This is a genomic window from Mesorhizobium sp. M0106, assembly GCF_040322715.1.
In the GTDB taxonomy this organism is placed as follows: Bacteria; Pseudomonadota; Alphaproteobacteria; order Rhizobiales; family Rhizobiaceae; genus Mesorhizobium.
Map to the genome: position 1 here is coordinate 86,618 of NZ_JAMYUA010000015.1, position 26,590 is coordinate 113,207.

Annotated in this window: 27 protein-coding genes and 1 tRNA gene; 5 read left to right on the plus strand and 23 right to left on the minus strand. The window is 63.9% G+C overall.

Annotation, left to right across the window (positions count from 1 at the left end; all coding sequences use genetic code 11):
- Window positions 1-49: 49 nt before the first annotated feature.
- From alr to rsfS, 7 genes are all read right to left on the minus strand, one after another.
- Window positions 50-1,201 carry an alanine racemase gene (alr, locus tag NKJ55_RS16835; protein ID WP_352450872.1) on the minus strand — a complete coding sequence of 384 codons (1,152 nt, stop codon included), beginning with the start codon at window positions 1,199-1,201 and terminating at the stop codon, window positions 50-52.
- A 29-nt stretch (window positions 1,202-1,230) separates the two neighbouring features.
- Window positions 1,231-1,752, minus strand: coding sequence for an RNA pyrophosphohydrolase (locus NKJ55_RS16840; protein WP_352450873.1), 522 nt, complete (start codon window positions 1,750-1,752; stop codon window positions 1,231-1,233).
- A 1-nt stretch (window position 1,753) separates the two neighbouring features.
- Window positions 1,754-2,950 (minus strand): divergent polysaccharide deacetylase family protein, encoded by a 1,197-nt coding sequence (locus tag NKJ55_RS16845; RefSeq protein WP_352450874.1) that lies wholly within the window; start codon window positions 2,948-2,950, stop codon window positions 1,754-1,756.
- Between the two features lie 203 nt (window positions 2,951-3,153).
- Window positions 3,154-4,479 (minus strand): S41 family peptidase, encoded by a 1,326-nt coding sequence (locus NKJ55_RS16850; RefSeq protein ID WP_023678065.1) that lies wholly within the window; start codon window positions 4,477-4,479, stop codon window positions 3,154-3,156.
- A complete protein-coding gene (locus NKJ55_RS16855) occupies window positions 4,480-5,823 on the minus strand; it encodes a murein hydrolase activator EnvC family protein (protein ID WP_352450875.1) in 1,344 nt (447 codons plus the stop codon).
- Window positions 5,824-5,974: 151 nt separating this feature from the next.
- Entirely contained in the window at window positions 5,975-6,457 is a 483-nt protein-coding gene (rlmH, locus tag NKJ55_RS16860; RefSeq protein WP_023678067.1) for a 23S rRNA (pseudouridine(1915)-N(3))-methyltransferase RlmH, read from the minus strand.
- A 61-nt stretch (window positions 6,458-6,518) separates the two neighbouring features.
- Entirely contained in the window at window positions 6,519-6,896 is a 378-nt protein-coding gene (gene rsfS / locus NKJ55_RS16865; protein WP_023678068.1) for a ribosome silencing factor, read from the minus strand.
- Window positions 6,897-7,136: 240 nt separating this feature from the next.
- On the opposite strand from rsfS, the gene NKJ55_RS16870 reads away from it, so the two are divergent.
- A complete protein-coding gene (locus tag NKJ55_RS16870; RefSeq protein ID WP_352450876.1) occupies window positions 7,137-7,994 on the plus strand; it encodes a mechanosensitive ion channel family protein in 858 nt (285 codons plus the stop codon).
- Window positions 7,995-8,023: 29 nt separating this feature from the next.
- Here the strand turns inward: NKJ55_RS16870 and NKJ55_RS16875 are convergent, their stop codons facing one another.
- The 5 genes from NKJ55_RS16875 to obgE all read right to left on the minus strand — a co-directional run bounded on the left by NKJ55_RS16875 (window position 8,024) and on the right by obgE (window position 13,627).
- Complete coding sequence (locus NKJ55_RS16875) at window positions 8,024-9,313, minus strand: MFS transporter (protein ID WP_352450877.1); 1,290 nt, start codon at window positions 9,311-9,313, stop codon at window positions 8,024-8,026.
- A 74-nt stretch (window positions 9,314-9,387) separates the two neighbouring features.
- Window positions 9,388-9,975 carry a nicotinate-nucleotide adenylyltransferase gene (locus NKJ55_RS16880; protein WP_031212055.1) on the minus strand — a complete coding sequence of 196 codons (588 nt, stop codon included), beginning with the start codon at window positions 9,973-9,975 and terminating at the stop codon, window positions 9,388-9,390.
- 163 nt (window positions 9,976-10,138) lie between these two features.
- Entirely contained in the window at window positions 10,139-11,425 is a 1,287-nt protein-coding gene (locus tag NKJ55_RS16885) for a glutamate-5-semialdehyde dehydrogenase (protein WP_352450878.1), read from the minus strand.
- A 13-nt stretch (window positions 11,426-11,438) separates the two neighbouring features.
- Window positions 11,439-12,593: a glutamate 5-kinase gene (gene proB / locus NKJ55_RS16890; protein WP_352450879.1), complete on the minus strand. Its 1,155-nt coding sequence runs from the start codon at window positions 12,591-12,593 to the stop codon at window positions 11,439-11,441.
- Window positions 12,594-12,595: 2 nt separating this feature from the next.
- Window positions 12,596-13,627 (minus strand): GTPase ObgE, encoded by a 1,032-nt coding sequence (obgE, locus tag NKJ55_RS16895; RefSeq protein WP_352450880.1) that lies wholly within the window; start codon window positions 13,625-13,627, stop codon window positions 12,596-12,598.
- 171 nt (window positions 13,628-13,798) lie between these two features.
- On the opposite strand from obgE, the gene NKJ55_RS16900 reads away from it, so the two are divergent.
- Window positions 13,799-14,668, plus strand: coding sequence for an endonuclease/exonuclease/phosphatase family protein (locus NKJ55_RS16900; protein ID WP_352450881.1), 870 nt, complete (start codon window positions 13,799-13,801; stop codon window positions 14,666-14,668).
- Between the two features lie 10 nt (window positions 14,669-14,678).
- Here NKJ55_RS16900 and NKJ55_RS16905 read toward each other — a convergent pair whose 3' ends face one another.
- The 3 genes from NKJ55_RS16905 to NKJ55_RS16915 form a co-directional block, all read right to left on the minus strand.
- Complete coding sequence (locus NKJ55_RS16905) at window positions 14,679-15,266, minus strand: GNAT family N-acetyltransferase (protein WP_352450882.1); 588 nt, start codon at window positions 15,264-15,266, stop codon at window positions 14,679-14,681.
- A 120-nt stretch (window positions 15,267-15,386) separates the two neighbouring features.
- Window positions 15,387-15,656 (minus strand): 50S ribosomal protein L27, encoded by a 270-nt coding sequence (rpmA, locus tag NKJ55_RS16910; protein ID WP_023678077.1) that lies wholly within the window; start codon window positions 15,654-15,656, stop codon window positions 15,387-15,389.
- Window positions 15,657-15,754: 98 nt separating this feature from the next.
- Window positions 15,755-16,462, minus strand: a complete 708-nt coding sequence (locus NKJ55_RS16915) for a 50S ribosomal protein L21 (protein ID WP_352450883.1) — start codon at window positions 16,460-16,462, stop codon at window positions 15,755-15,757.
- A gap of 337 nt (window positions 16,463-16,799) precedes the next feature.
- On the opposite strand from NKJ55_RS16915, the gene NKJ55_RS16920 reads away from it, so the two are divergent.
- Window positions 16,800-16,889: transfer RNA gene (locus tag NKJ55_RS16920), tRNA-Ser, on the plus strand.
- A gap of 75 nt (window positions 16,890-16,964) precedes the next feature.
- On the opposite strand, the gene NKJ55_RS16925 is transcribed toward NKJ55_RS16920, so the two are convergent.
- Together NKJ55_RS16925 and NKJ55_RS16930 are read right to left on the minus strand one after the other, a co-directional pair.
- Window positions 16,965-17,540, minus strand: a complete 576-nt coding sequence (locus tag NKJ55_RS16925) for a DUF308 domain-containing protein (RefSeq protein WP_352450884.1) — start codon at window positions 17,538-17,540, stop codon at window positions 16,965-16,967.
- A gap of 77 nt (window positions 17,541-17,617) precedes the next feature.
- Window positions 17,618-18,217: a TetR/AcrR family transcriptional regulator gene (locus NKJ55_RS16930; RefSeq protein WP_352450885.1), complete on the minus strand. Its 600-nt coding sequence runs from the start codon at window positions 18,215-18,217 to the stop codon at window positions 17,618-17,620.
- A gap of 725 nt (window positions 18,218-18,942) precedes the next feature.
- On the opposite strand from NKJ55_RS16930, the gene NKJ55_RS16935 reads away from it, so the two are divergent.
- The gene (locus NKJ55_RS16935; RefSeq protein ID WP_352450886.1) at window positions 18,943-19,860 is read left to right on the plus strand and encodes an alpha/beta fold hydrolase; all 918 of its coding nucleotides are present in this window, start codon (window positions 18,943-18,945) and stop codon (window positions 19,858-19,860) included.
- Window positions 19,861-20,070: 210 nt separating this feature from the next.
- Window positions 20,071-20,289: a hypothetical protein gene (locus tag NKJ55_RS16940; protein WP_352450887.1), complete on the plus strand. Its 219-nt coding sequence runs from the start codon at window positions 20,071-20,073 to the stop codon at window positions 20,287-20,289.
- Window positions 20,290-20,310: 21 nt separating this feature from the next.
- Here the strand turns inward: NKJ55_RS16940 and recQ are convergent, their stop codons facing one another.
- The 6 genes from recQ to NKJ55_RS16970 form a co-directional block, all read right to left on the minus strand.
- Window positions 20,311-22,146: a DNA helicase RecQ gene (gene recQ / locus NKJ55_RS16945; RefSeq protein WP_352450888.1), complete on the minus strand. Its 1,836-nt coding sequence runs from the start codon at window positions 22,144-22,146 to the stop codon at window positions 20,311-20,313.
- 360 nt (window positions 22,147-22,506) lie between these two features.
- Window positions 22,507-22,845, minus strand: a complete 339-nt coding sequence (locus NKJ55_RS16950; protein ID WP_352450889.1) for a cupin domain-containing protein — start codon at window positions 22,843-22,845, stop codon at window positions 22,507-22,509.
- Between the two features lie 23 nt (window positions 22,846-22,868).
- Window positions 22,869-23,636 (minus strand): 2-dehydro-3-deoxy-D-gluconate 5-dehydrogenase KduD, encoded by a 768-nt coding sequence (gene kduD, locus NKJ55_RS16955; RefSeq protein WP_352450890.1) that lies wholly within the window; start codon window positions 23,634-23,636, stop codon window positions 22,869-22,871.
- Complete coding sequence (gene kduI / locus NKJ55_RS16960) at window positions 23,633-24,490, minus strand: 5-dehydro-4-deoxy-D-glucuronate isomerase (protein ID WP_352450891.1); 858 nt, start codon at window positions 24,488-24,490, stop codon at window positions 23,633-23,635. The genes kduD and kduI overlap by 4 nt, the downstream gene beginning before the upstream one ends.
- A 28-nt stretch (window positions 24,491-24,518) precedes the next feature.
- The gene (locus tag NKJ55_RS16965; protein ID WP_352450892.1) at window positions 24,519-25,295 is read right to left on the minus strand and encodes a FadR/GntR family transcriptional regulator; all 777 of its coding nucleotides are present in this window, start codon (window positions 25,293-25,295) and stop codon (window positions 24,519-24,521) included.
- 10 nt (window positions 25,296-25,305) lie between these two features.
- Window positions 25,306-26,586: a TRAP transporter large permease gene (locus NKJ55_RS16970; protein ID WP_023678089.1), complete on the minus strand. Its 1,281-nt coding sequence runs from the start codon at window positions 26,584-26,586 to the stop codon at window positions 25,306-25,308.
- Window positions 26,587-26,590: the final 4 nt, after the last annotated feature.

Below are 26,590 nucleotides of genomic sequence, written 5' to 3' on the forward strand. Positions count from 1 at the left end.
GTGCCGATGCTTAGGGAAAAGACATGCGTGAGGACAACAACCTTGCGTCCTAGCCACTCACATAGCGCCGGTGGAAACGGTGGCCGAGACTGGTCAAGACCTCATAACCGATGGTGCCGGCTTGGCCGGCTACCTGGTCCACCGTCTGCGACGACGGTCCGATGAGTTCGACGAGGTCGCCTGCCTTCAGCCTGCCGGGCGGCAATGCGGAAATGTCGAGGATGATCGAATCCATCGAAACCCGGCCGACGAAGGGCAGCCGCACATTTTCGAGCCAGGCGGAGGAAGCGGCGCGTCGATGCCAGCCATCGCCATAGCCGAGCGAAATCGTCGCCGCGGCAAGCGGAGCCTTGGTGTGGAAAGTGTGACCGTAGCCGACACCGGCGCCGGCCTCCAATATCCGCGTCTGGATGACCTTGGCTTGCAATCGCACCACCGGCAGCATCGGATTGTCCTTCGCCGGCGTCGGATTGACGCCATAGAGAGCGGCACCCGGACGAACGAGGTCGTAGTGATAGCGCTGCCCGAGAAAAATGCCTGATGAATTGGCAAAGGAAGCCGGCGCTTCCGGCAGCATCCGGCGCAGCCGTTCGAATTCCAGCCGCTGCCGCTCGTTGGCCGGCTGCTCGGGTTCATCGGCGCAGGCGAGATGGCTCATCACGAACGTCAGTTGGACACCGTCGAAAGCCTGCGGATCCTGCGCGACTGCCTGCACCTCGGATGGCGTCATGCCGAGCCGCGACATGCCGCTGTCGACCTGGAGGGCGGCCGGCAACTTACGGCCCACCCGCCCGGCCATCTCGCGCCATGCCGCGAGTTGGCTGACGCTGTTGAGTACGGTGCAAAGCCCTGCCGCAACCGCTTCCCTTTCCGCACCCGGCGGAATGCCGTTCAGCACATAAATGGCCGGGTCTGAGCCGAGCGCCTTACGCAGCAAGATGCCGCCGGCCAAATGCGCAACAAAGAAAGTATTACAGCCCTCACCCATCAGCGCCGCCGCCACCGGCGCCGCGCCAATCCCGTAACCGTCGGCCTTGACCACTCCAGCACAGCCGACGCCGCCCAGCCGCGCCTTCAGCCGCCGGTAGTTCTCACGGACGGCGCCGAGATCGATGGTCAGGATCGCCCCTGCCGCGGCTTCGCTGATCGGTTCGCCCAGGGTGACGGTCGGCGGAAGAGATTTGCTGGAGATGTCGCTCATGCCGACCTGTTTTAACGGAAGGCCGGCGGCTACGCCACCAGGTGCCGGAACGCCGCCACCACGTCTTCGTAGACCTTGCGCTTGAACGGCACGATCAGGCCGGGCAGTTCCAGCATCGGCCGCCACGCCCACCGGTCGAACTCGGCCTTGTGGCCACCCGGCGGCGGATTGATCGCGATCTCGCTTTCGTCGCCGTGGAAACGGAAGGCAAACCATTTCTGCGTCTGGCCGCGATATCGTCCCTTGAAGGCGACGCCGACCAGATGCGCCGGCAGGTCGTATTTGATCCAGTGCGGCGCCTCGGCCAGCAGCGACACCGAGCGCATGCCGGTCTCTTCGTAAAGTTCACGCGCCGCCGCGGGCAGCGGCTCCTCGCCATCATCGATGCCGCCCTGCGGCATCTGCCAGAGCTGCGTCGTTCCAGCGAATTCGCTGTCCGGCTCGGCAATGCGACGGCCGACCCAGACCAGGCCGGCCTCATTGAGGACCATCACCCCTACGCAGGGCCGGTAGGGCAGCGTCTCGGGCTCAACGAGCTTGTTCTTTGTCATCTCAGCCTTTTTCCGGATCTATGGCCACCGCCGAAACCGGCACGATCTCGATGCCACGCTTCTTGGCCTCGGTCACCCAGGAAGACACGGTATCCACCGTCAGGTCGAAAGCCGAGCCGATGCCGACGGCAAACCCTTTCGCCCGTGCCGTCGCTTCCAGCCCATCCAGTTTCTTCAATATGGCGCCGCGGTCCTGCACCGCATCGATCGCCGTATCGCCGCCGACGAACGGCACGCCGTCCTTCAGCGCCAGTTCGGGTGCCAGGCTGCGCGCCGACGAACCGTCGTCGACATAGGCCAGACCACGCTTGCCAAGCTCGGCCATCAACGGCCCCATCGCCGTCGCGTCGGCCGAAAAGCGGGCGCCCATATAGTTCATGACGCCGGTGTAGTTGGTCGTTCGCGACAGCGCCCAACGCAAATTCTTCAAATTCTCGTCCGGCGTTGCAGCCACGGTCAGCGTGTTGCGGCCGGGATTGACGTTCGGATAGTCGAACGGCTCAAGCGGTACCTGCATGATGACCTCATGGCCGCTCTGCCGCGCCACCTGCATCCAGCGGCCGATGCTGTTGCCTTGCGGCGCGAAGGCCAGCGTCACTTCCGCCGGCAGCTTGGCGATGGCTGCCTGCGTGCCGGTCTGCGACACGGCAAGACCGCCGATGACGAGCGCGACGCGTGCACCGCGTGCGCCGGACCACGGCCGCGCATAGACATCGAACGGGCGCCGGCCGTCGGCGGCGCGGATCGGCAGCGGACCGGTCTCGCTGGCCTCGATCAGTGCCTTGTCGGGAATGTGCGCGATCCTGAGGTTCTGACCGATCGTCGAAGGGTCGCGGATGACGATGGCCGCCTCGGGTGGAGCGTCGCCCCCCTCGGTCTGGACATGGATGATCTGCGGACCGCCCGTCTTCGGCCCGCTTATGTTGGTCCCGCTTGCGTTGCTTGGCGCAGCCATTTCGGGCGTCGCCTTGGCGGGCGCGGCGGCGGTATCCGCCGCCGGCGTCGTCGGCGTCGAAACGGCTACTTCTTGCAGCTTCCGGAACGGCTTGTCTCGCAAGGCGATGGCGCTGGAGACGCCGACCACGGACAGCACGACAAGCGCGGCCGCGACCGCACCGGCGCTGATCCCGCTGCCTGAGCGCGGCAGCCGGATCGCCTGTCCGAGAGGTCGTTCTATGTCCTTGCCGATATCAGCCAAGCCCGCACCCCCGGCGCGCATCCCCGAAGTGAAACCTTCTCCGGAGGCGCAAAATCCAAAATGTCGGCGCGTCCCCTTGCTTCACTGGACGCGCAGCATGCCGGCCGCGGCCCCCGAATCAAACTGCCGGAGCCTCGCGGCCCCGGCAGCATCGCATCGCTTCGCTCAGGCAGCCAGACCTGTTTGGCCCGGCTTGCCTGCCCTTACTGGTTCAACACGGCCTTTTGCGGATTCGGCGGGAACGCCGGATCCGTCTTCTGGCCGCGCAGCAGCTGCTCGGCATAGATGAGCTGCAAATCATCCTTGGGTTCCGGCGGCACATAGGCGGCCGAGCCCGAACCGGTGGTGCTTTCGTCGGCGCCCTTGATATGGCCCTTGAGGTCCGATTCGCCGCGCGTCAGGTCCCTGCCCTGCAGTTCCGCCGGCAGCGGCTGGTCGACCTTGATGTCGGGCGTGATGCCCTTGCCCTGGATCGACTTGCCGGACGGCGTGTAATAGAGCGCCGTCGTCAGCCGCAGCGCCCCGTTCTCGCCAAGCGGGATGATGGTCTGCACCGAACCCTTGCCGAAGGATTGCGTGCCGACCACCGTGGCGCGGCGCAGATCCTGCAGCGCGCCGGCGACGATTTCCGAGGCACTGGCCGAGCCGCCATTGACGAGCACGATCAGCGGCTTGCCGCCGATGTCGTCGCCGGCCCGCGCGTCGAAGCGGGTGACGTCCTTCGGGTCGCGGCCGCGCGTCGAGACGATCTCGCCGCGGTCGAGGAAGGCATCCGACACGCTCACCGCCTGGTCGAGCAAACCGCCCGGATTGAGGCGCAGGTCGAGCACGTAGCCCTTGAGCTTGTCGTTCGGCACCTGCTTCTTGATGGTGTCGATGGCATTCTCGAGGTCGTCATAGGTTTTTTCGGTAAAGGAGGTGATCTTCATGTAGCCGATGTCGTTTTCGACCCGGAACTTGACCGCCTTGACCTTGATGATATCGCGCACGACGGTCAGTTCGATCGGCTTGTCGGCGCCCTGGCGCAGGATGGTGAGCTTGATCGGCGTATTGACCAGCCCGCGCATCTTCTCGACGGCGTCGTTGAGCGTCAGGCCGCGGACCTCCTCGCCGTCGATCTTGGCGATATAGTCGCCGGCGAGCACGCCTGCCTTGGCGGCCGGCGTATCGTCGATCGGCGTGATCACCTTGACCAGGTCGTTCTCCATGGTGACCTCGATGCCGAGGCCGCCGAATTCGCCCTTGGTCTGCACGCGCATGTCCTGCGCTTCTTCGGCATTCATGTAGGAGGAGTGTGGGTCGAGCGACGACAGCATGCCATTGATGGCATTTTCAACCAGCGACTTGTCGTCGGGCGGCGTCACATAATTCGCCCGTACCCGTTCGAAGATATCGCCGAAGATCGCCAGTTGCTTATAGGTCTCGGAGCCCGCAGCCTTCGCTGTCGAGCCGGGCGCGCCATAGACCAGGCTCATCGCCGATGCACCCATCAGCGCACCGGCAAACAGAAGCGACAGTTTCCGCATCATTCACGTCCTTCCAGAAAAACGGTCCGCCCACCATGGGGCCGGATCGACGGGTTTTCCATCCTTGCGGAACTCGACATAGAGCTCCGGCGTGGCATTTCCATTCTTCGATGCCGAGGTGCTCGCCACCCGGGCCTCTCCCATCGCGCCGACCGGCTCACCTGCGAGCACCGACTGGCCAGACGCGACGCTGATTCTGCTCATCCCCGCCAGGACGACATGATAGCCGTCACCCGCATTCAGGATCAAGAGTTGACCGTAAGAGCGGAAAGGCCCCGCATAAAGCACATTTCCATCCGCCGGCGCTGTGACGATGGCTCCCGATTGTGTCGCAACCATGTCACCGAGCATCACCGCGCCGTTACCGTCGTTGGCCCCGAAGCGCCGCTTGATCCTGCCGGTGACCGGCAGCGCGATCTGCCCTTGAAGCGCGGAAAACGGCGCGGCAGCGGTGAGCCTGTTGCTCTCCGGCACCGGCAGCGAGGCCAATTCCGTCGGCGCCGCAGCCGATGCCGGGCCCTTGTCGGCGTCGGCCGTCTTTTGCTCGGCTGCCTTGGCCGCATCCGCCGCCTTGCGGGCCCTGTCGGCCTCGAGCGAGGCGATCAGTTCTTTCAGGCTGCCGGCCTTGGCCGCCAGCGTCGCGGACCGCTGCTTTTCGGCGGCCAGCGCGGTTTGCGTATCGGCGGCGAGCTTCTGCTTGGCTTCGAGCAGCATGCCGAGCCGCTTTTTTTCCGCCGCCTGCTCGCCGACAGCTGCCGTCAGCCGCGCCCGCTCGGCCTCGATCGAGGCCGTCACCCGCGACTGCTCCTTGAGGTCGGCCAGCAACATGTCGGTCTGCTGGCGCAGTTCCGGCACCACGGCACCGAGCAGGATGGCGCTGCGCACCGACGACAATGCGTCCTCCGGCTTGACCAAGATCGCCGGCGGCGGATTGAGCCCCATGCGCTGCAGCGCGCCGAGCACTTCGGCCAGAACGTCGCGTCTGGCGGCCAGTGAGGCGCGGATCTTCTGCTCCTGCGCCTTCAGCCCTTCCAGCTTGCCGCCAATGTCCTCGATGTCCTGGCCGAGCTTCTGCTCGGTCATCGCCGACTGGATCAGCGCCGCGGTGATCGAGGCGTGGTCCTTCTTGACAGCCGCTATGTCGGCGGCGAGCTTGGCCAGCCGCTCGGACGACAGCGTGATCTCTTTCGATACTTTTTCGTATTCGGCGCGGCTCTGGTCCGGGTCGGGCGCCAGGTCGAGCGTGTTCTCGGCCCGCGCGACGCCGAGCGAAAGCGCGATCGTCGCCACGGCGATGCCGTAGCGCACGCGCCAGGAGCCCGTTCGTGATTTCCAGTCTTCAGACATTGAAGCCTAACTCTATGCGCGGCTTCGTTAACGAACCATCAACCATGTTCGAGCCCCGGCCGTCATCGACAAACCCCATGAGCCCAAACTGTCGATGAGCATTGGGGCAAAAATCCGGGCAGCTGGCATCAATTCGCCGACGGAGCCGAGTTCATGAACGATGGTAGGGGTGACCGGAAAGGATCGTGGCCGCCCGGTAAAGCTGCTCGCCCAGCATCACGCGGACCAGCTGATGCGGCCAGGTCAGCGCGCCGAGCGACACCGTCAGATCAGCCAGGTCGCGCAGCGACTGGTCATGGCCGTCGGCGCCGCCAATGGCGATCACCAGCGCCTTGCGCCCGCCATCGCGCAGCGAGCCTATGCGGCCGGCGAAATCCTCGGAGGAAAGGTTCTTGCCGCGCTCATCGAGCAGCATCAGCGCCGTGCCCGGTTGCAAGTGCGTCTGCAGCTTCTGGCCTTCCTCGCGCCGGCGCTCATTGGCCGTCTGCGCGCGACCTTCCGCAATCTCGACGATCCCGGCGAATTCGAGGCCTACGGCAGGACCGCTCCTGGCAAAACGCTCGAAATAGCGGTCGGCCAACTGCTTCTCGGGGCCGGCTTTCATTCGGCCCACGGCATGAACCGTAATCTTCATCCCTGCCTCGAAGAGCCGCTGATGCATGTCGGACGACGACATGCATCAAGACGAATACGGCTCAGTGGAGGGTCTCCTCCTCGAGATCGGGCGCCTGCCACATCTTTTCGAGATTGTAGAAGTCGCGGACCTCGGGACGGAAGACATGGACGATGATGTCGCCCGAATCGATCAGGACCCAGTCGGCGCCAGCCAGCCCCTCGACGCGCGCCGTGCCGAGCCCGGCATCCTTCAGCGCCTTGAGGAGATGATCGGCAACAGCCGAGACATGACGGTGCGATCGGCCCGATGCGACGACCATGTAGTCGCCGAGGCTCGATTTTCCCTGAATGTCGATTGAGACGATATTTTCGGCCTTGGAGTCTTCCAGACTGGCAAGGACTGTCTTGATGGCGCGGGACACGGCGTCGTTTACGCTGATCCCGGCCGGCGAAGGCACGATGTCGGCCTTCTTCCGCAGTGCTGTTCTCAGTGTATTTCCTTTCGCAGCAAGAACAACCAAATCACCTCTGAAATCAGGTGACACTGCTTAGATAGGCAGAGTTAGGTTGCAGTTTCAAGACACCGCTCACAAGCAGACGCCCGGTAACGGCCGAATTTGCGGCTTTTCCGGACCAGAAATTCGGAACCGCCTCGTCCCGCAGCGGTTATCGGCTCATCCACGAACCGGAATCCCGACATGCAGATCGATCCCCAGAACGCCCTCTTCACCGTGCAATCCGGCCTTGCGCAACTCAGCACGCTGATCGTCTCCTACTCGCTTTCGGCGGTCGGCGCCGTCATCCTGCTGGTCATCGGCTACATCGTCGCCGGCCTCGCCGAGCGTTCGATCTATGCCGGCCTCGGCCATATCAGCGGCTTCGACGAAACGCTCCGCCATTTCTTCTCGCAGGTCGTCCGCTACGCCATCCTGGGACTGGTCGTGATCATGGTTCTCGGCCAGTTCGGCGTGCAGACGGCTTCGATCATTGCCGCTATCGGTGCCGCCGGCCTGGCCATCGGCCTGGCGCTGCAAGGCACGCTGCAGAACATTGCCGCCGGCATCATGCTGCTGGCGCTGCGGCCGTTCCGCATCGGCGAATATGTCGAAGTCGGCGCGATATCCGGCACCGTCGAGGAGATCGGGCTGTTTGCCACAACGCTGAGGACGGTCGAAGGCGTCTACGTGCTTGCACCCAACTCGACCCTGTGGAACCAGCCGGTCCGCAACTTCACCCGCAACGGTGTGCGTCGCGGCGACATCACGCTCAGCATCGGCTCCTGGAACGACATCGATTTTGCGCAGAAGACCATGCTTGGCGTTGCCGCCGCCGACCGGCGCGTCAGGCGGCAGCCTGCGCCGATCGCCTTTGTCGCGACCGTCGGCGACAGCACCGTCGCCATCAGCTTGCGCTACTGGACGGCGGCTGCCGATTTCTTCGCGGCCCAGATCGACCTCACCAAAGGGGTCAAGCAGGCGTTCGATGCCGAAGGTCTTTCAATTCCGGCGCCGGCGCCACAAGCGCCGCAGCCGGAGGCCTCAGCCACGCAGCAATAGAGCGTTGCAGCCAGCTGGCAGGATGCCCCTCAAAGCTCTCCGCGCCCGCGCTGATCTTCGGGCGCGAAGGCGAGATCGACAGGCAACGGCGCCTGCGCCGTCATTGGCGCGAAACTCCCGGTCTCGGTGGCGGGCACCGGCCGAACCATGACGACGCGCCAGAGAACGAACAGGCAGTAGGCGGTGGCAATGACGATTGCCACATAGATGAAGGCCTGCGTGCCGTAGACGGCGGAAAGTCCGGTCACAATGCCGGGTACGACGAAGCCGGACAGCGACCAGGCAAACAAAAGCGAGCTCGACAGCGCCACCATGTCGTCCTTGCCGGCGCGGTCGCCGGCATGGGCGCTGGCAAGCGAATAGATCGATTCCGAGGCGCCATCCCAGACCACATAGATGACGAGCAGCGCCGCCAGCGCGCCGCCGTCGAAACCGAGGGCAAACAGGCCCGCCGCGGCGGCAAGCGCCGACGCCGCGATCAGCACAAAGCGCCGGTCGGTGCGGTCGGAAATCCAGCCGAGCGGAATCTGCAGGATCAGCGTGCCGACTGGCATTGCCGAAAGCAGCAAGGCGACGTCGGCCTGGCTGTAGCCCTTGGCCGTGGCATGGATCGGCGCAAAGCCCGAGATCGTCATCGACAGGCCGCCGACGGCAAGCATGCCGGCAACGCCGACCGGCGATATCCGCCAGGCGCGGCCGAGCGCCACGGACGCCGCTTGCGGCGCCGGCGGCTGCGCAAGCCGCGTCAGCCCGACGGGAAGGATCGACAGCGCGGTGAAGGCAATGCCGATCAGCGGCGCGTCGGCCGTGCGGATATCGATCAAAGCCAGCGTCGAATAACCGACGCCGAGCCCGGCGACATAGGCAACGTAGAAGATGGCCATGACCCGGCCGCGGATGGCGTTGGCGACGACATCGTTCAGCCAGCTCTGCGCGACGATGAACAGGCCGCATATGGCAAAGCCGTAGAGTGCCCGTGCAGCGATCCATGGCAAGGGGTGCGGCCCGGCGCCGACCGCGGCGTTGGACAGCACGATCAGTGCCGATAGCACCATGAACACGCGGGCATGGCCGACACGCCGCACCAGCGGCCCGGTCAGGATGCAGCCGGCAAGGCCGCCGGCCGAAAGGCCGGTGACGATCAGCCCCGCCCATGTCGGATCGAAGCCCTCGGCGCCGAGCCGGACTGGGATATAGGCGAACATCAGCCCATTGCCGACGGCGATCAGCGCCATCGACAAAAGGATGCTGGCAATGGCGATCGACGGCGCCGGCTGCCCTAGACCGTTCTTGTCCTGGTCGCGCTCGAGAATCGTCATGACCGAGGATCGCCCATCAAGCAGGTCAAGGCAGCGGCAAAAGCGACATCACCGGACTTGCCTTCCGCGCCGGTTCAGCCCTTTGCCACCTTGCGGATCGCGCTCGACGACAGCGACGAACGCGGGCCGTGGATGAAGGTCCAGGCCGGCGCCGTCATGCGGGCGAGCCGCGGTGCGTCGCCTTCGTCGACGCGGGCATAGTCGAACGTCTTGGCGACCACCGACGACAGGAACGACAGCGTCGCACCCGGCCGGTCGACCACCGCGATCGGAAACGTCATGACGATGCGGCGCCAGCGCTGCCAGCGGTGGAAGTCGCGAAGCGAGTCGGCGCCCATGATCCAGACAAAATCGACGCCCGGGTTCCGCGCCTTGACCAGCGCCAGCGTGTCGGCGGTGAAGCGGACGCGGTGGGCCGCCTCGAAGGCGGTGACCTTGATCTTCGGGTTCTTGGCGATCTTTTCGGATAGCTGCAGCCGCTCGGCCAGCGGCGCCAGGTCACCGGCATTCTTGAGCGGGTTGCCCGGCGTCACCATCCACCACAGCTGATCGAGCGCAAGCCGTCTGAGCGCGATCTCGGCGACCAGCGCATGGCCGGCATGCGGCGGGTTGAATGAACCGCCGAACAGCCCGACCGCCACGCCTTTCCCGGCATGCGGCATGTGCAGATAGTGGGAGGATACGGATTCCTTACCCTCCCCCTTGTGGGGAGGGTCGATCCGCGAAGCGGAGCGGGGTGGGGGTGTTGCAGAGTTCAGCGTCGCACCCCCACCCGGCTCGCGATGCTCGCCACCCTCCCCACAAGGGGGAGGGTAAGACCGGCGCTCAAGGCCTCACCTGTCCCGACCCGCGTACGCGATATTTGAACGAGGTCAGTTGCTCGACGCCGACCGGCCCGCGTGCATGCATCTTGCCGGTGGCGATGCCGATCTCGGCGCCCATGCCGAACTCGCCGCCATCGGCAAACTGGGTCGAGGCGTTGTGCAGAAGGATCGCCGAATCGACCTCGTTGAAGAACCGGTCGACCGCTGTGGCGTCCTCGGCGATGATCGCCTCGGTGTGATGCGAGGAAAACGTCTCGATATGCTCGATGGCGCCGGCGATGCCGTCGACCAGCTTCACCGCAATGATCGCGTCCAGATACTCGGTCACCCAGTCTGCATCGGTCGCGGGCTGGGCATCGGCATAAAGCCTCAGCACCTCGGCATCGGCATGGATCTCGCAGCCTGCCGCCCGCAAGGCCTCGAGGATCGGCACCAGGTGCGTGCCGGCGGCGGCACGGTCGACCAGCAGCGTCTCGGCAGCACCGCATACCCCGGTGCGCCGCATCTTGGCATTGACCGCGATCTCGACCGCCATGTCGAGATCAGCCGATCGGTCGATATAGAGATGGCAGATGCCCTCGAGATGCGCGAAGACCGGCACCCGTGCCTCGTTCTGCACACGCTCGACCAGGCTGCGGCCGCCGCGCGGAATGATGACCTCGAGATTGCCGGAAAGTCCTTTCAGCATTTCGCCGACGGCGGCGCGATCGGTAGTCGGCACCAGCTGGATGGCATCCTCCGGCAGCCCGGCTGCCTTCAGCCCCTCGACCAGGCAGGCATGGATAGCGGCGGAAGAATTCGCCGAATCCGAGCCGCCGCGCAGGATCACCGGATTGCCCGCCTTGAGGCAGAGCGCGCCGGCATCGGCGGTCACGTTCGGCCGGCTCTCATAGATGACGCCGACGACGCCGAGCGGTGTGCGCACCCGTTCGATATGCAAACCGTTCGGCCGGTCCCATTCGGCAATGACATCGCCGACCGGATCGCGTAACCCGGCGATCTCGCTGATACCGTCTGCCATGGCGCGGATGCGGGCGGAATCGAGCTTCAGCCGATCCATCGACGCTGCCGACAGGCCAGCCTCCCTGCCATTTCTGATGTCGATGGCATTGGCGTCGAGGATGTCCTGCTCATGCCGAAGGATCGCCTGAGCCATGCCGATCAGCGCCGCGTGCTTGCGCTCGGCCGCAGCTATGGCCAGCGGGCGGGCCGCGGCACGCGCGCGGCGGCCGATATCGGCCATCAGCGCCACGGTATCATCCCGGGATTTTTCATGCAGCGTCAGCATGGCTCATCCTCCGCTATGTAACCTGGTCACCGACTACTTGCTCGCCACCGGCATGGCTCACCACAAGATCGTCGCGGTGGATCATCGCCGAACGCGCCTCGTAGCCGAGCACGGTTTCGATCTCGGCCGTCTTCAGGCCAGCGATCCTTACGGCATCGGCGGCATCATAGGCAACCAGCCCGCGCGCGATCTCGCGGCCCTCGGGCGACAGGATCGCCACCGTGTCGCCACGCGCAAAATTGCCGCTGACCAGTTTGACCCCGGCCGGCAGCAGCGACTTGCCGGAGAGCAGCGCGCCGATGGCGCCGGCATCGACGGTCAGCCGGCCGGCCGGTTCGAGCTGCCCGGCGATCCAGGTCTTGTAGCCCTTGACCGGATTGGCGCTCGGCCGGAAGAAGGTGGCACGCTCGCCGCGCTCGATTGCCAGCAGCGGCGACAGCCGCGTGCCCGATGTGATGATCATGGCGGTGCCGGCGGCGGTCGCGATCTTGCCGGCGTCGAGCTTGGTGCGCATGCCGCCGCGCGACAATTCCGAAGCAGCGGCACCCGCCATCGCTTCGATGTCGGGGGTGATGCGGTCGACGACCGGAATGAATCGAGCTTGCGGGTCACGCGCCGGCGGTGCCGTGTAGAGCCCGTCAACGTCGGAGAGCAGCACCAAAAGGTCGGCGCCCATCATGGTGGCGACGCGCGCCGCCAGCCGGTCGTTGTCGCCATAGCGGATTTCGGAGGTGGCCACCGTATCGTTCTCGTTGATGACCGGCACCGCCTTCATCTTGAGCAGTGTCGAAATCGTCGCCCGCGCGTTGAGATAGCGGCGGCGCTCTTCGGTGTCGCCGAGCGTCAGCAGGATCTGGCCCGATTTCAAGCCATTCTTGCCGAGCGCATCCGACCAGGCGCCAGCTAAGGCGATCTGCCCGACGGCAGCAGCAGCCTGACTCTCCTCGAGCTTCAGCGCCCGCTTGCCGAGGCCGAGAATGGTGCGGCCAAGTGCAATCGCCCCGGAAGACACGACGAGAATTTCGGCGCCGCCACTGGCCAGCACGGCGATGTCGTCGGCAAGCGAGGCCAGCCAGTCGCGCTTCAGGCCCGTCGTGCGGTCGACAAGCAGCGCCGAGCCGATCTTGACGGCAATGCGCCGATAATTTTTCAGCGATTGCGCGGCCATGGCTATGTGTTCCAGCGCGTCTCGACCGGCGCAGCGACAGCCTCGCGTGCATCGGCCACCACAGCGATCAGCGCGCGCAACACCGCCTCGACGCCTTCGCCGGTGACCGCCGAAAGCAGCATCGGCGCGCGGCCGGCGGCACGTTTCAGCGAGGCGGTCTTTTTCTTGCGTGCGTCGGCATCGAGTATGTCGACCTGGGAAAGCGCGACGATTTCGACCTTGTCGGTCAGCCCATTGCCGTAGGCTTCGAGCTCGGCACGCACGGTCTTGTAGGCATTGGCCGGATTTTCTTCCTGCGCCGAGACAAGGTGCAGAAGGACGCGCGTGCGCTCGACATGGCCAAGGAAGCGGTCGCCGATGCCGACACCTTCATGCGCGCCTTCGATCAGGCCGGGAATGTCGGCGATGACGAATTCACGACCGTCGATGCGGGCCACGCCAAGGCCCGGATGCAGCGTGGTGAAGGGATAGTCGGCGATCTTCGGCTTGGCCGCGGTGACCGCCGCTAGGAATGTCGACTTGCCGGCGTTGGGCAGCCCGACAAGGCCGGCATCGGCGATCAGCTTCAGCCTGAGCCAGATGTTGAGCTCTTCGCCCGGCAGTCCGGGATTGGCGCGGCGCGGCGCCTGGTTGGTCGAGGTCTTGAAGTGCTGGTTGCCGAAACCGCCATTGCCGCCCTTAGCCAACAGAAAGCGCTGGCCGACGACCGTCAGATCGCAGATCAGCGTCTCATTGTCCTCGGCAAAGACCTGTGTTCCGGCCGGCACTTTCAGCGTTACGTCGGCACCCTTGGCGCCGGTCATGTTGCGGCCCATGCCGTGCGTCCCGGTCTTGGCCTTGAAATGCTGCTGGTAGCGATAGTCGATCAGCGTGTTCAGCCCATCGACCGCCTCGACCCAGACATCGCCGCCGCGACCGCCGTCGCCGCCGTCCGGGCCGCCGAACTCGATGAACTTTTCGCGCCGGAACGACACCGAACCGGCGCCGCCGTCGCCGGAGCGGATGTAGACCTTGGCTTGATCGAGAAATTTCATCGGATTGTATGGTTTCTGTTATTGGCTTTGCGGGATTGCTCTAAACCAAGGCGGGTCGAAGGGCGAGGGCCGTTTTTGCTACTGTAACGTCGCGCGTATCTCTGGACGCGTAGCATTTGGTTGACCCTTGCCGAAAATCGATCCTCGGCTTTCCAAGCGCGAGATGTCGGAATGAAGCTGGTAACTTACAATATCCACTACGGCATAGGCCTCGACGCCCGCTATGATGTCGGCCGTATCGCCGATGCCGTGCGCGGCGCCGACGTGATCGCGCTGCAGGAGGTCACCCGCGCTAACCCGAAGAATGGCGGCCGCGACATGGTGGCCGAGCTCGGCGAGGCGCTGCCCGACTATTTTGCCGTCTACGGCAGCAATTTCGAAGCCGACGCCGGCTCGCGCCTGGAGAACGGCCGCGCCATCACGACCACCTTCCAGCTCGGCAACATGGTGCTGTCGAGGACGCCGATCCATCTGTCGCGCAATCTCCTTTTGCCGCGCAGCCGCAGTGTCGAGGCGATGAACTTCCAGCGCGGCGCGCTGGAGGCGCTGATCGAAACGCCGCTTGGTCCGATCCGCTTCTATTCCACCCATCTCGACCACCGCAGCCCGGTTGAACGGCTGAGCCAGATCCGCTTTCTGCGCCAGCGTCTGTTGAAATACCCGCTCGAGGGCGGCGGGCTCTCCGGCGTCGCCGAGATCGGCTTGCCGGACCTGCCTTGTCCCGACGCCTTCGTCGTCATGGGCGACTTCAACATGCTGGCTGGATCGCCGGAACATGTCGAACTCGCCGGCCAGCCTGACCATGAATTCGGCATGCCGGTGACCGCCGACCTCGCCATCGATGCTGCCACACGCCTCGGCGCTGCCGGCGCCGATCTCGTCACCTGGGTCGACCCCAAGCAGCCGGGCGATACCAGCCGCTACAAGCGCATCGACTACATCTTCACCAGCGCCTCGCTTGCCAAATCGCTGAGGCGCCTGTGGGTCGACCGGCAAGCGGCCGGTTCGGATCACTTGCCGGTCTGGCTCGAGATGACGTGAGCCGCATCCATCAAAAATGCACCCAGTTCCGCAGGCTGGTCCAGGTCTTGCGATCGAGGCGGTAGCGTTCGACCGGCACCTGACCGGCAACGATCGAATTCAGCATGCCCTGGCCGGCATACTGGAAGCCGCATTTGTGGATGACCCGGCGCGAGGCCGGATTGATAACCCGCGTCGAGGCGTGCAGCACCTGGATCGTGGTTCTCTGGAAGGCAAGGTCAACCAGTGCGTGCGCTGCTTCCGTCGCGTAGCCGCGTTTCCAGTGCGGCTCGCCGATCCAGTAGCCGAGCTCCAGCCCACGATCCGTAGTGTTGAGCCCGGCACAGCCGACGAAGGTCTCGGTGCCGGCCAGCGTCAGCGCATAGGCGATTCCGGCCCGGCGCGATGCCGTCATGGCCAGGAAAGCGCGTGCCTCCGCCTCGCCATAGGGATGCGGCATGCGAGCCAGCATTTCCGCGACATGGCGGTTGTCGGCGAGCGCCACCAATTGCTCGATGTCGCTCTCACGCGGGGGCCGCATGACTAGCCGCTCGGTGATCAGGACCGGGCAATCTATCGCGTAACTTTCGTCGTCTGTCGCTTCCGCTTCGGCAACCATATCAAAGTCCTCCAGGCACAAGAAAAAGGGGAGATGGAAACCCATCTCCCCTGATCCATTTCCTGGCTTGGCCAGACACCGGTTCCCGAGATGGGTGCCGGTGTTCTCGTGCGGAACCGGCTACTCCGCTGCCTTCGTCATCGGGTTCACCGATACGTAGGTTCGGCCATTGGCTTTTTTGTTGAAGGTGACTGCGCCAGCTTCGAGCGCAAACAGCGTGTGGTCCGTGCCAATGCCGACATTGGTGCCGGGATGCCACGTCGTGCCACGCTGACGAATGATGATGTTGCCCGGAATCACGGCTTCGCCGCCGAACTTCTTCACGCCGAGCCGCTTGGAATGGGAGTCGCGACCATTGCGCGACGATCCGCCAGCTTTCTTGTGTGCCATCTAACTACTCCGATGCGCCGCGAGGCGCCTAAACGATCTTATGAACGCGTTCGCGTTCCGTTTCAAGTCCGATCCGGCGACGATTGCGCCGGTTCGTTCTACTTCTTCGCCAATTCCTTGGCCTGCTCGCGCCAGTCCTTGATCTGGTCGGCGCTGAACGGCATGTGCTCGTCGATCTTGGCGACGTCCTTGTCGGACAGCTTGGCGATCTGGGCAAAGGTGGTGATGCCCTGTTCGTTGAGCTGGCCGGCGGCGACCGGGCCGATGCCCTTGATCACGGTCAGGTCGTCCGGCTCGCCTTTCGGCGCCTTGAACAACGGCGCGGCGGCTTCGGCAGCCTTGTCCTCGGTCGTCTCGGCTTTGGCTTCCTTCTTCGGCGCAGCCTCTGCCTTCGCTGCTGCCTTCGGCGCGGCTTCAGCCTTCGCCTCGGTCTTGGCGGCGACCTCGGCCTTGGCTTCGGTCTTGGCGGCGGCCTTCTTCGCCGGCTTGGCGCCACCCAGCAGGATTTCGGCGATCCTGACGGTGGTCAAAAGCTGGCGATGGCCGATCTTGCGGCGCGAATTCTGCCGACGGCGCTTCTTGAAGGCGATGACGGTGCGGTTCTTGCCTTGCTCGACGACTTCGGCGGTGACCATCGCACCATCCACGAACGGCGCACCGAACGTGACGTTTTCGCCTTCGCCATGCGCGAGCACATTACCGATCTCGACGATGTCGCCGACATTGGCTTCGAGTTTTTCGATCTTCAGGAGATCGTTGGCGGCAACGCGATACTGCTTGCCGCCCGTTTTGATGACTGCGAACATTTTTTGCCTTTCGCTGTTCGGTCGGCCTTGATGAACCGCTTCAGGCGGTTCGGCCGTCTTTTTGTCAGTCTGCGGGTTCAAAAAACAAGCGGCGCGGAAGACCCCTCCACGCCGATTGCGCGCTGTCCCTAACCGAAGGTTCGGCTTGAGTCAAGGCAAGCGTCGCGGGCAAGCTGCGAATGGGTTAAGCCCAGACCTTGCAAATATCGAGCAACGGCCACCGGAGCCTCGAAGAAGCATGGACAGAAGCTGCGGCGCCGGGGCAGATTGGCCCTTGTAACCTGCCTGTCCAGCCGTTATCTAGTGCGCCGCGCCGGCAACGGCGGACCATGACCGCGGAGAGGTGGCAGAGTGGTCGAATGCACCGCACTCGAAATGCGGCATGGGTGCAAGCCCATCGGGGGTTCGAATCCCTCCCTCTCCGCCACTTCGGAATGTGTCCATTCCGGACCCATAGGTAACAGCATCTCTCATCGCGCCGGTAATGGCTTAAGATGGCACGCTATGCAGCCTTCCGCCGCAATTGGCTCACGCTCAGCCACACCGCCGAAACCAGGAAATACAGGGCGCCTACTGCGGCATAGCCGGCCACGTTGGAGATCGATGGCGGCATCGGCATCCGCGTCTGCGCGATGAAAAACGTGCCTGCCAGTGCTGATTGCCCTCCGCTCAGGATCATCGCCCACTGCGCACCAGAGCTCTTCCAACGGCGGACGGCGGTGCCGAGTTGAAGCAGGCCGGACAGGATCGCCCATAGGCCGAACACGCCGAGCACCCAATTCATGCTCATCTTCAGCGCAACAATGACCGCGAGCGTTGTCGCCACACTGACCACGACGTTGATGGTCTGGGTGCGATTCTGTCCCAATCCTCCGCTGCGCGATGCGTCGACAAAATTGGCCAGGGCATCCCATGCAGGATAAGCCACGAGCAAAACCGCCGCGACCACCCCGGAATGCTGTCCCACCGTAAAGGCAGCCGCCACCCAGACAGCCGAGAATGCCGTCCGAGCGAAGTAATAGAGCTTGAGCCATTGTTCCTGGCTGGCGCGGGAAAGATCGCCATCGTGAATCGTCATTGGATCATCCTTTCGACTAGTAGGTAGGGCTCTCGACGAATGTCGCAGAGTCGTTACGGCTATGGTTAGTTGAGGTCTTAGGGTCGTATTTGGAGGGAACGCAGAGCGAGCCGCTCCAGGAGTGGGCCTGTCACGACGCCGAATATCTTCGGATCGCCATAGGCCCGTGCTGAAAGCATCGCGCCGTGAACGGTCGCCATGAACGCTTCAGCCTCGGCACGAGGGGTGCTCATCAGTCGAAATTGGCCGTGCCGCACGCCGCGCTCCATCACCGATGTAAGCCACCCTGACAGCGAGCGGAAATGCGCCCGGACCTCAAGGCTAACTTCCTCGGGCAGCACGGGGAGCTCGCTTGCCAACAGCGCGCAGATACAAAACGGGGCGCTGGCGTTCGCGATGCAGGCTTCCCAATACCCGGCATAGATCCGCAACTGTTCGAGCGGATCGGATTCGTGAAGTTCGACATTTGCCATCCCCGCTTCAGTTTCTTCGCGATACCGCGCAACCAGCGTCCGAACCAGATCGACCTTGCTTGGGAAATGGTGATGGATGCTCGCTTTACGGATCCCGACCACATCAGCAATGTCGGCATAACTGAAACCGTTGTAGCCGCCAGCGACGATCAGTGAACGTGCACAAGCCAGGATGTCATCAGAGGTGGTAGACAAGTTGCTCATGCTTTTACCTACCTTCTGGTAGGATGGCAGTCAAGCCTCCTTGCAACGCGAGTAGCGTGAAATTGCGTGGCTATGGCGTAGACCTCATTCGATCTTCATTGTTTTCGGCCCGCCATCCATTCAGAAAGCTCCGGGTGTTTTGTCGATCGAGGTAGCCATCCCACTTCGAGGACGAGGCAACACCCTCCGGCCGACCGGACCACCGCTAATAGCCGTGCGGCACTAGGCGTCTGCACCGACTGCGCTATCTCCCCATCGTTAGCTTGTTCTATCGCTGGTTGAAGACTGGGAGGTTTCCATGGATCGGCGACTATTTTTGACAGGAATGTTTGGCATTGCCGGGGCCGCGGCCCTTGCAAGCACGGTTCGGCCAATCAACGCAGTGGCCGGCGTTCCAACTGCCAGAAGCGGCATTCTCGATGAGCTCGAGGCGCCGGATGTTGAGACCTTCGACGACGATGAAACTCAAGCAGAGTTGCAACCAGTCTATCATCGCCGGTGGCACATGCCGCGCCGGCGCCGCCGGCGCGCTTGGAGAAGGGTCTGTCGCGTTTACTGGCGAAACGGCTATCGGCGCAGGCGGTGCTTCCGCAGGCGCGTCTGGGTCTGGTTTCGATTTTAGCAACTGGCCGGCTTGAACCCTGGCCATCGCGGCCGGGGTTTTCGCCTCAGGCGGCCGTTAGCGCCCTTAGGCAGCTTTCCTAAGGGCGCGGAGGAAGCTGACGGTGTTTGCAGGTTTCAGAGCCACCAGCCTACGACTGGACGATACGACGATTTTCGCAAGGGTCGGAGGCACCGGTCCGCCGCTGCTGCTTCTTCACGGTTTTCCAGAAACGCATCTGATGTGGAGGGATATCGCCGCAGCCTTGGCGCTCCGCTTCACGGTGGTCGCCGCCGACCTTCGAGGCTATGGGCAAACCGGATGTCCGGTTTCCTCTGCCGATCATAGCCCATACGCCAAACGCGCCATGGCCGGCGACATGGTTCAGGCCATGAAGCAAATGGGGTTTGAGCGGTTCATGGTTGCCGGGCATGATCGTGGCGGGCGGGTTGCCTATCGCCTGGCGCTGGACCATCCCGACAACGTGCTCAAAATCGCCGTCCTCGACATCATCCCCACCGCCGCAACATGGGATCGGGCGGATGCCAGACTGGCGCTCGGCTTCTGGCCCTGGAGCCTTCTTGCCCAGCCGGAGCCCCTGCCGGAGCGTCTGATCGGCGCGGCTCCCGATGCCGTCGTCGACGATGCAATAACGCAGTGGGGATCGTCGGCGAAAATGGTCTCCAAAGAGGTCAGGAACGCCTATGTTGATGCGCTTCGCGATCCCGCGCATATTCATGCCATCTGCGAAGAGTATCGCGCCGCTGCGACGATCGATCGTGAACATGACGCGTTGGACCGCGCAAACGGTCGTCGCATCGACAGTCCGCTACTGGCGCTATGGAGTGGCGAAGGCGCCCTGGAGAACTGGTATGCGCAAGAAGGCGGGCCGCTGGCCATCTGGAGGAAATGGGCCGACAGAGTGGCAGGACGCGCTGTCCAAGGCGGGCACTTTTTCCCGGAAGAGCACCCCGACAAGACGGCAGCGGCTCTCTCGGAATTCTTTGACGACAAACAGGTCGGTCAGCACAGAGTATTGTAGAGGTCACATGCTTCAGTTACGCGGAACTTCGGGAGCGCTTCGCGGCCTGAGATCGAGAACCCTCCGAAAATCCGCCCGTCCGGCATCAACGTGCTCGATAAGGGAATGAAGGCGATCTCCACGGCCACGCCTCTGATATGCAGCCTCATGTTTGTCGGAAGTTGCGCATCGCCTTTGCCGGCATCCTTTGATGCTGCGAAATACGACAAGATGAGTTGCGTCGAGCTCAACGTGGCGATAGGCGCGGTCGCCGACGAAATGTCGGCGACAGCCATCGCTCGTGGCAAAGTCGTCCACACCAACATTCCGGGCTGGCTGTTGGGAGGGCAGCGTGTCGCCTCGACCGTGGCTGCCCGCCAGAGTGCGAAGATCGAGCGCTTGCGGCAGCAGGAGGCTGCGATTGCCGCGGCGAGACGAAGCCGGTGCTGATTGCGTCACTGAAGTGGGTCTTCAGCCCGCCACCCCGGATTGATGCGCAGCGATCGCGCCGAGGAATATCTCGCCGAAATCCTTGAGCTTGGCGGCGCCGACGCCGTTGACCGCGGCGAAGGCGTCCAGATCACGCGGGCAGCGTTCGGCCATATCGATCAGTGTACGATCCGAAAAGATCACGAAGGCCGGCACCTGGCGTTCCCGGGCAAGACGCAGCCGTACAGCCTTGAGCGCCGCCAGCAGCGCCGAATCCAGACCTTCCGTGCCTGCTGCGGTATCCTCAGGACGTATCTTGCCTCGCGATGACTGGCGCGCGTCCAAGCGATACCGGAATGAAGCCTCGCCCCGAGCCAGCGCACGGCCCTTCTCGGCAATGGCGAGGCCGCCATGGCCGGCTGAGTCCAATGTCAGGAACCCTCCCGCGACGAGTTGGCGAAGCAGCGACAGCAAGAGATTCTTCTTATGCGCCACACCGGTGCCGAAGCTGGCAAGCCTGTGGTGGTTCCTGTCCAGGACCTTCTCGGTCTCATGGCCGAGCAGGACATCGACGACATGGGCGGCGCCGAAGCGCTCGCCGGTCTGTGCGATCGCCGCCAGGATGAGCCGTGCCTCCGCCTCACCATCCGCATGCGGCGCCTGGTCGAGGCAGTTGTCGCAATTGCCGCAAGGCGAAGCACTTTCGCCGAAATAGCCAAGCAGGATCTGACGGCGGCACTGCGTCGTCTCGCAATAACCGATCAGCGTTTCGAGCCGGCCATGCGCGCGCCTTTTGTGCTCAGCCGGTGCGTCCTCGTCTTCGATGAAAAGCCGGCGCATGCGGATATCGCCGAGACCGAACAGCATATGTGCCTCGGCCGCCCGCCCGTCGCGGCCCGCGCGCCCGATTTCCTGGTAATAAGCCTCCAAGCTGCCCGGCAGGTCGGTGTGGAAGACATAGGCGACGTCCGGCTTGTCGATCCCCATGCCGAAGGCGATGGTCGCCACCATCACCACGCCGGACAAGGTCATGAAAGCGTTTTGATTCGCTTCACGCGCGTCCTTGCTCATGCCGGCATGATAGGCGAGCGCGCGTACGCCGCTGCGCTCGAGGAACGCCGCCATCTCTTCGGTCTTTTTGCGCGACAGGCAATAGACGATCCCGCTGCGGCCCACATGGCGCTGCACGAAGTTTAGCAATTGGCGCTTGCTGTCCTGCTTGGGCTCAATGCCTAGCTTGATGTTCGGCCGGTCGAAGCCGAGCACCACGGTATCGACGCGCCCGTCGAACAGCTGCGCGGCAATGTCGGTGCGCGTGGTCTCGTCCGCCGTAGCCGTCAGCGCAATAATCGGCACTTTCGGGAAGATATCACGTAGTCTCGACAATTCTTCGTATTCGCGCCGGAACGCCGGTCCCCATTGCGAGATGCAATGCGCCTCGTCGATGGCGATCAGCCGGACATCGAGCTTGGTCAACGCCTCGAGCATTCGCACGGTCATTAGCCGCTCCGGTGCAAGATAGAGCAGGCGCGTCTGGCCTGCCGCGACACGGCGCCATCCAGCGACATTGGCATCGCGGTCGAGCGAGGAATTGATCGTATCGGCCGCCACGCCGGCAAGGCGCAATGCGGCGACCTGATCCTGCATCAGGGCCACCAGCGGCGAAACGACAATGGTGAGCCCGCCCAGCACCAGCGCCGGGACCTGGTAGCAGAGCGATTTGCCGGCGCCGGTCGGCATGACGGCCAGCACATGGCGCCTGGCCAGCAGCGCCTCCATAACAGGCGCCTGGCCGGGACGAAAATCATCGAAACCGAATACATCCCTGAGGACGCGCCGCTTGGAATCCTCTGCCGGGATGCTCGCTGCTACCTGCATTACAGAACTTTCGGGGATACGACCTGCCGAAATTCCCCGGCGAATCGCCAGGTGATTGCCTGGACAGCAGATTCGAACATTTATCGACCCCTCTGGTCCTGTCCGCGGCACCGCCTGAGGCGAACTTCTCTCTCATTGGCCGATATCGGACCGTCGTTCCAGCCCCTATTCGCTTTGGCTGTGAATATTGCACCGCCTCGGAGCGGTTAATCCTATCTTCACCATCATTCGGCAGGTTCAGGTTCTGCGGTGATGTTTTGAGTACCGCGGCGCCACAAGCGCCCAGGCAACACGCCCGCGTCTCTCCGGAGGCGCGGGTTTTTTTCTGAGAACCGGCTGCCTGATCTTCGGGCCCGCAGCTCAGTCGAGGAAATCGGCGCGGTGCGGCGTGAAGCTGTCGACCAGTCGTCCCGCCTGCAGCGCCTTGACGCCATGGACAAGGTTGGAAGGAACGATGAAGCTGCTGCCGGTTTCCAGGATCTCGGTCCTGCCGTCGATGGTGACTTCGAAGCGGCCTTCGGCGACGTAGCTCGCCTGGACATGCGGGTGCGAGTGCAGCGCGCCGACGCCGCCCTTGTCGAAACCGAACTCGACCATCATCAGTTCGTCGGTGTGCAGGAGCACGCGCCGGCGGTTGCCGTCGGGCGTCGGCGTCCACGCAGCCTCGCCGGCATGCGAGAAGATTTTGGTTCCGGTCATCGTCAGACTCTCATCGTCGCTGTTCATCGTGCCAGCCAGCCGCCGTCCACCGGCACCAACGCGCCATGCATGTAGTTGGACGCTGGCGCCAGCAGGAAGACGGCTGCGTCGCCGATGTCTTCCGGCGCGCCCCAGCGGCCGGCCGGAATGCGCGCCAGGATCGAAGCGCTGCGGTCGGGATCGGTGCGCAGCGCCTCGGTGTTGTTGGTCTCGATATAGCCCGGCGCAATGCCGTTGACGTTGATGTCCTTTGCCGCCCATTCACATGCAAGCAGGCGGGTGATGCCGAGCACGCCGTGTTTGGAGGCGGTGTAGGAGGCGACGCGAATGCCGCCCTGAAAGCTCAGCACCGAAGCGATGTTGACGATCTTGCCGCGCCGTCCCGGCTCGGCAAGCACGCGCCTGGCAAAACTCTGGCTGAGGAAGAACACCGTCTTCAGATTGACGCCCATGACGTCGTCCCAGTCGGCTTCGGTGAGGTCGACCGCGTCGGCACGCCGGATGATGCCGGCATTGTTGACCAGGCCATCGAGCGGCCCCGTATCCGCCCAGACGCGGTCAAGCATCGCCTGGGCGGCGGCATCGTCGCCAAGGTCGCAGAGGACCGCCTCGAAGCGGCCGCCGACAGCCGCAATCTTCTCCGCCGTCTCGTCCATCGCCGACCGGCCGACGCCGACGACCGCGCCGCCTGCGCGCGCGATCGACACGGCGATGCCTTGGCCGATGCCGGTATTGGCGCCGGTGACGAGGATGCGCTTGCCGGCAAGGCTGAAGGCCGAGAGATCGCTCACTTGAGCTCCTCCATCGCCACCAGGTCGACATCGGTATAGTCGACATTATCGCCGGCCATCGCCCAGATGAAGGCGTAGTTGGAGGTGCCGGCGCCCGAATGGATCGACCATCCCGGCGACAGCACCGCCTCCTCGTTGCGCATGACGAGATGGCGCGTTTCGTCCGGCTCGCCCATGAAATGAAACACCCGCGCCGCCTCCGGCAGATCGAAATAAAGATAGGCTTCCATGCGCCGGTCATGCACATGGCATGGCATGGTGTTCCAGACCGAACCGGAGGCAAGCTGCGTCATGCCGACGACAAGCTGACAGGTCTTTACCCCATCGGCATGGATGAACTGGAAGATCGAGCGCTCGTTGGAGGTTGCCTGGCTGCCGAGATCGAGCCGCTTGGCATCGCCGATGCGGATCAGCCGGTTGGGATGGCTCTGATGCGCCGGCGCGCTGAGCAGGTAGAACTTAACCGGCTCAGCCAGATTGGTCGCAGCGAACGACACCTCATCGGTGCCCATGCCGAGATAGAGCATGTCGCGCGCCTGCAGCTCGTAGGATTGGCCGCCGGCTTTGACGACGCCCGCGCTGCCGACGTTGACGATGATCATCTCACGGCGGTCGAGAAAATTCTTGGTCCCGGTCGGCTTGATCGCCTGCAGCGGCAGCGGTGTGCCGGCGGGCATGGCGCCGCCGACGATCATGCGGTCGTAATGGGTGTAGGTCAGGCTGATGCTGCCGGGCCGGAACAGGCCTTCGATGAGAAAATTGTGACGGAGCTCGTCCGTGCCCATCGCCGCGGCAGAAACAGGGTCGATGGCGAAGCGGGAGGTGAAATCGGTATGATTGTCGGTGTGATTCATTGCTGTCCCATGGGGCTGCCTCAATTGCTTATTCAGTTGCCGCGGCCTTGACCGAGTCGGCATAAAAAACCTGGCGCGCATGCAGGCGCTCGCGATAGCGCTGCTGGCTGGCACCGAGATGCGCGCGCATCGCCTCCCGCGCCGCTTCGGCATCGCCTGCCGAGATGGCGTTGAGGATCATCAGGTGTTCGCGCTGTAGGCCGCGCTGGTAGGCGTCGGACTGTGCGAACTCGGTCGACCAGGGCGAGGTCACATCGCAAGGAATGGCGCGCCGGCCGAGCACGTCGAGCATCTCGACATAGAACGGATTGTTGGTGGCGCTGGCGATTGCGCGGTGGAAGGCAAGGTCGGCCGGTCCAGTCGGCTCGCTGTTGAGGAGCAGCCGTTCGAACTCGAAGAAGGCTTCCTGGATTGCCGCTTCCTGCGCGGCGTTGCGCCGGATGGCGGCGAGCCCGGCGGATTCGATCTCGATCGCCAACCTGACTTCGAGCACGTTGAGGGCGATCGAATCCTTGCTGCCCATCTCTGCTGCCAGAGCACCGAACGCTGTCGAGATATGCTCGGTGACGAAGACGCCGGCGCCTTGGCGCGGCTCGACCAGGCCGTCCGCGGCAAGCTTGGCCAGCGCCTCGCGTATCACGGTGCGGCTGACCCCGAAGGTTTCCGTCAGCTGGCCCTCGGTCGGCAGCTTTTGCCCAGGCTGGATCTCGCCCGCCTGCAGCTGCTTGCGGATCGCCGCGACGACGGTTTCCGAAAGCTTCGGTCTTCGTTCGACGCGGAGCCCGACCGCGGTGTCCGATGGCATGTCGCACCCCCTATTTGAAGACGCTCGGCAGCCATAGCGAAATGGCCGGAATGTAAGTGACGAGCGCCAGCACCACGAGGCCTGCGCCATAGAACGGCCAGATCGAGCGCATCGATTCCCACACGGATATCTTGCCCACGGCACACGCCACGAACTGAACTGCGCCCACGGGCGGCGTGTTCAGCCCAATGCCGAAATTGAGGATCATGATGACGCCGAAATGCACCGGATCGACGCCGTAGGCCTGCGCCACGGGCAGGAAGATAGGCGTGCAAATGATGATCGTTGGCCCCATGTCCATGAACGTGCCGAGGAACAGCATCAGGAGGTTGAGCAGGAGAAGCACGACCAGCGGATCGTCCGAGATCGCGTTCATGGAGGCGATGAGCGCTGCCGGCACTTTCAGGAAGGCCATCAGCCACGAGAACGCCGCCGCCATGCCGATGATGAGCAGCACCATGGCCGTGGTGCGCACGGCGCCATGGGTGGCATGAACGAACCCTTCCCAGGTCATCTGCCGGTAAACGAAGACGGTCACGAGCAGCGCATAGATGACGGCGATACAGGAACTCTCGGTGGCGGTGAAGACGCCCGATCGCACGCCGCCGAAGATGATCGCGATCAACAGCAGGCCGGGCACGGCGACGGCGAAAAGATGCGCGACTGCGGTGAAGCCCGGAAACGCCTCGGTCGGATAGCCGCGGGAGCGCGCGACGATATAGGCGGTGACCATCAGCGACAGGGCCAGCAGCAGGCCCGGGATGATACCGGCCGTGAACAGATCGGCGATGGAGATCTTTCCGCCTGCCGAGATCGAGTAGATGATCATGTTGTGCGACGGCGGCAGCAGCAGCGCGATCAGTGCCGCCATCGACGTGACGTTGACGGCGTAGTCCGCTCCATAGCCACGCGCCTTCATTTGCGGGATCATCAGGCCGCCTACCGCCGCTGCCTCCGCCACCGCGGAGCCGGAAATGCCGCCGAACAGTGTAGCGGTTGCAATGTTGACCTGCCCGAGGCCGCCGCGCAAATGGCCGACGAGCGAGCCAGCGAAGGCAACGATCTTGCTGGCGATGCCGCCGCGCACCATCAAGTCGCCGGCGTAGATGAAAAACGGAATGGCCAGCAGCGAAAAGACGCTCATGCCGGAATTCAGGCGCTGGAACACGATCAGCGGCGGCAGGCCCATATAGAGGACGGTGGCCAGGCTTGCGACGCCCAGGCAGAAAGCGATCGGCGTGCCGATAAGCATCAGCAGGGTGAAGACGCCGAACAGAATCCACAGTTCCATGGCG

Bases quoted from the DNA above. Each gene is read 5' to 3' on its own strand.
- alr (WP_352450872.1), bottom strand. From the start codon at position 1,201: ATGAGCGACATCTCCAGCAAATCTCTTCCGCCGACCGTCACCCTGGGC.
- NKJ55_RS16840 (WP_352450873.1), bottom strand. From the start codon at position 1,752: ATGACAAAGAACAAGCTCGTTGAGCCCGAGACGCTGCCCTACCGGCCC.
- NKJ55_RS16850 (WP_023678065.1), bottom strand. From the start codon at position 4,479: ATGATGCGGAAACTGTCGCTTCTGTTTGCCGGTGCGCTGATGGGTGCA.
- NKJ55_RS16855 (WP_352450875.1), bottom strand. From the start codon at position 5,823: ATGTCTGAAGACTGGAAATCACGAACGGGCTCCTGGCGCGTGCGCTAC.
- rlmH (WP_023678067.1), bottom strand. From the start codon at position 6,457: ATGAAGATTACGGTTCATGCCGTGGGCCGAATGAAAGCCGGCCCCGAG.
- NKJ55_RS16870 (WP_352450876.1), top strand. From the start codon at position 7,137: ATGCAGATCGATCCCCAGAACGCCCTCTTCACCGTGCAATCCGGCCTT.
- NKJ55_RS16875 (WP_352450877.1), bottom strand. From the start codon at position 9,313: ATGACGATTCTCGAGCGCGACCAGGACAAGAACGGTCTAGGGCAGCCG.
- NKJ55_RS16880 (WP_031212055.1), bottom strand. From the start codon at position 9,975: ATGCCGCATGCCGGGAAAGGCGTGGCGGTCGGGCTGTTCGGCGGTTCA.
- NKJ55_RS16885 (WP_352450878.1), bottom strand. From the start codon at position 11,425: ATGCTGACGCTGCATGAAAAATCCCGGGATGATACCGTGGCGCTGATG.
- proB (WP_352450879.1), bottom strand. From the start codon at position 12,593: ATGGCCGCGCAATCGCTGAAAAATTATCGGCGCATTGCCGTCAAGATC.
- obgE (WP_352450880.1), bottom strand. From the start codon at position 13,627: ATGAAATTTCTCGATCAAGCCAAGGTCTACATCCGCTCCGGCGACGGC.
- NKJ55_RS16900 (WP_352450881.1), top strand. From the start codon at position 13,799: ATGAAGCTGGTAACTTACAATATCCACTACGGCATAGGCCTCGACGCC.
- NKJ55_RS16905 (WP_352450882.1), bottom strand. From the start codon at position 15,266: ATGGTTGCCGAAGCGGAAGCGACAGACGACGAAAGTTACGCGATAGAT.
- rpmA (WP_023678077.1), bottom strand. From the start codon at position 15,656: ATGGCACACAAGAAAGCTGGCGGATCGTCGCGCAATGGTCGCGACTCC.
- NKJ55_RS16915 (WP_352450883.1), bottom strand. From the start codon at position 16,462: ATGTTCGCAGTCATCAAAACGGGCGGCAAGCAGTATCGCGTTGCCGCC.
- NKJ55_RS16925 (WP_352450884.1), bottom strand. From the start codon at position 17,540: ATGACGATTCACGATGGCGATCTTTCCCGCGCCAGCCAGGAACAATGG.
- NKJ55_RS16930 (WP_352450885.1), bottom strand. From the start codon at position 18,217: ATGAGCAACTTGTCTACCACCTCTGATGACATCCTGGCTTGTGCACGT.
- NKJ55_RS16940 (WP_352450887.1), top strand. From the start codon at position 20,071: ATGAGTTGCGTCGAGCTCAACGTGGCGATAGGCGCGGTCGCCGACGAA.
- recQ (WP_352450888.1), bottom strand. From the start codon at position 22,146: ATGCAGGTAGCAGCGAGCATCCCGGCAGAGGATTCCAAGCGGCGCGTC.
- NKJ55_RS16950 (WP_352450889.1), bottom strand. From the start codon at position 22,845: ATGACCGGAACCAAAATCTTCTCGCATGCCGGCGAGGCTGCGTGGACG.
- kduI (WP_352450891.1), bottom strand. From the start codon at position 24,490: ATGAATCACACCGACAATCATACCGATTTCACCTCCCGCTTCGCCATC.
- NKJ55_RS16965 (WP_352450892.1), bottom strand. From the start codon at position 25,295: ATGCCATCGGACACCGCGGTCGGGCTCCGCGTCGAACGAAGACCGAAG.
- NKJ55_RS16970 (WP_023678089.1), bottom strand. From the start codon at position 26,586: ATGGAACTGTGGATTCTGTTCGGCGTCTTCACCCTGCTGATGCTTATC.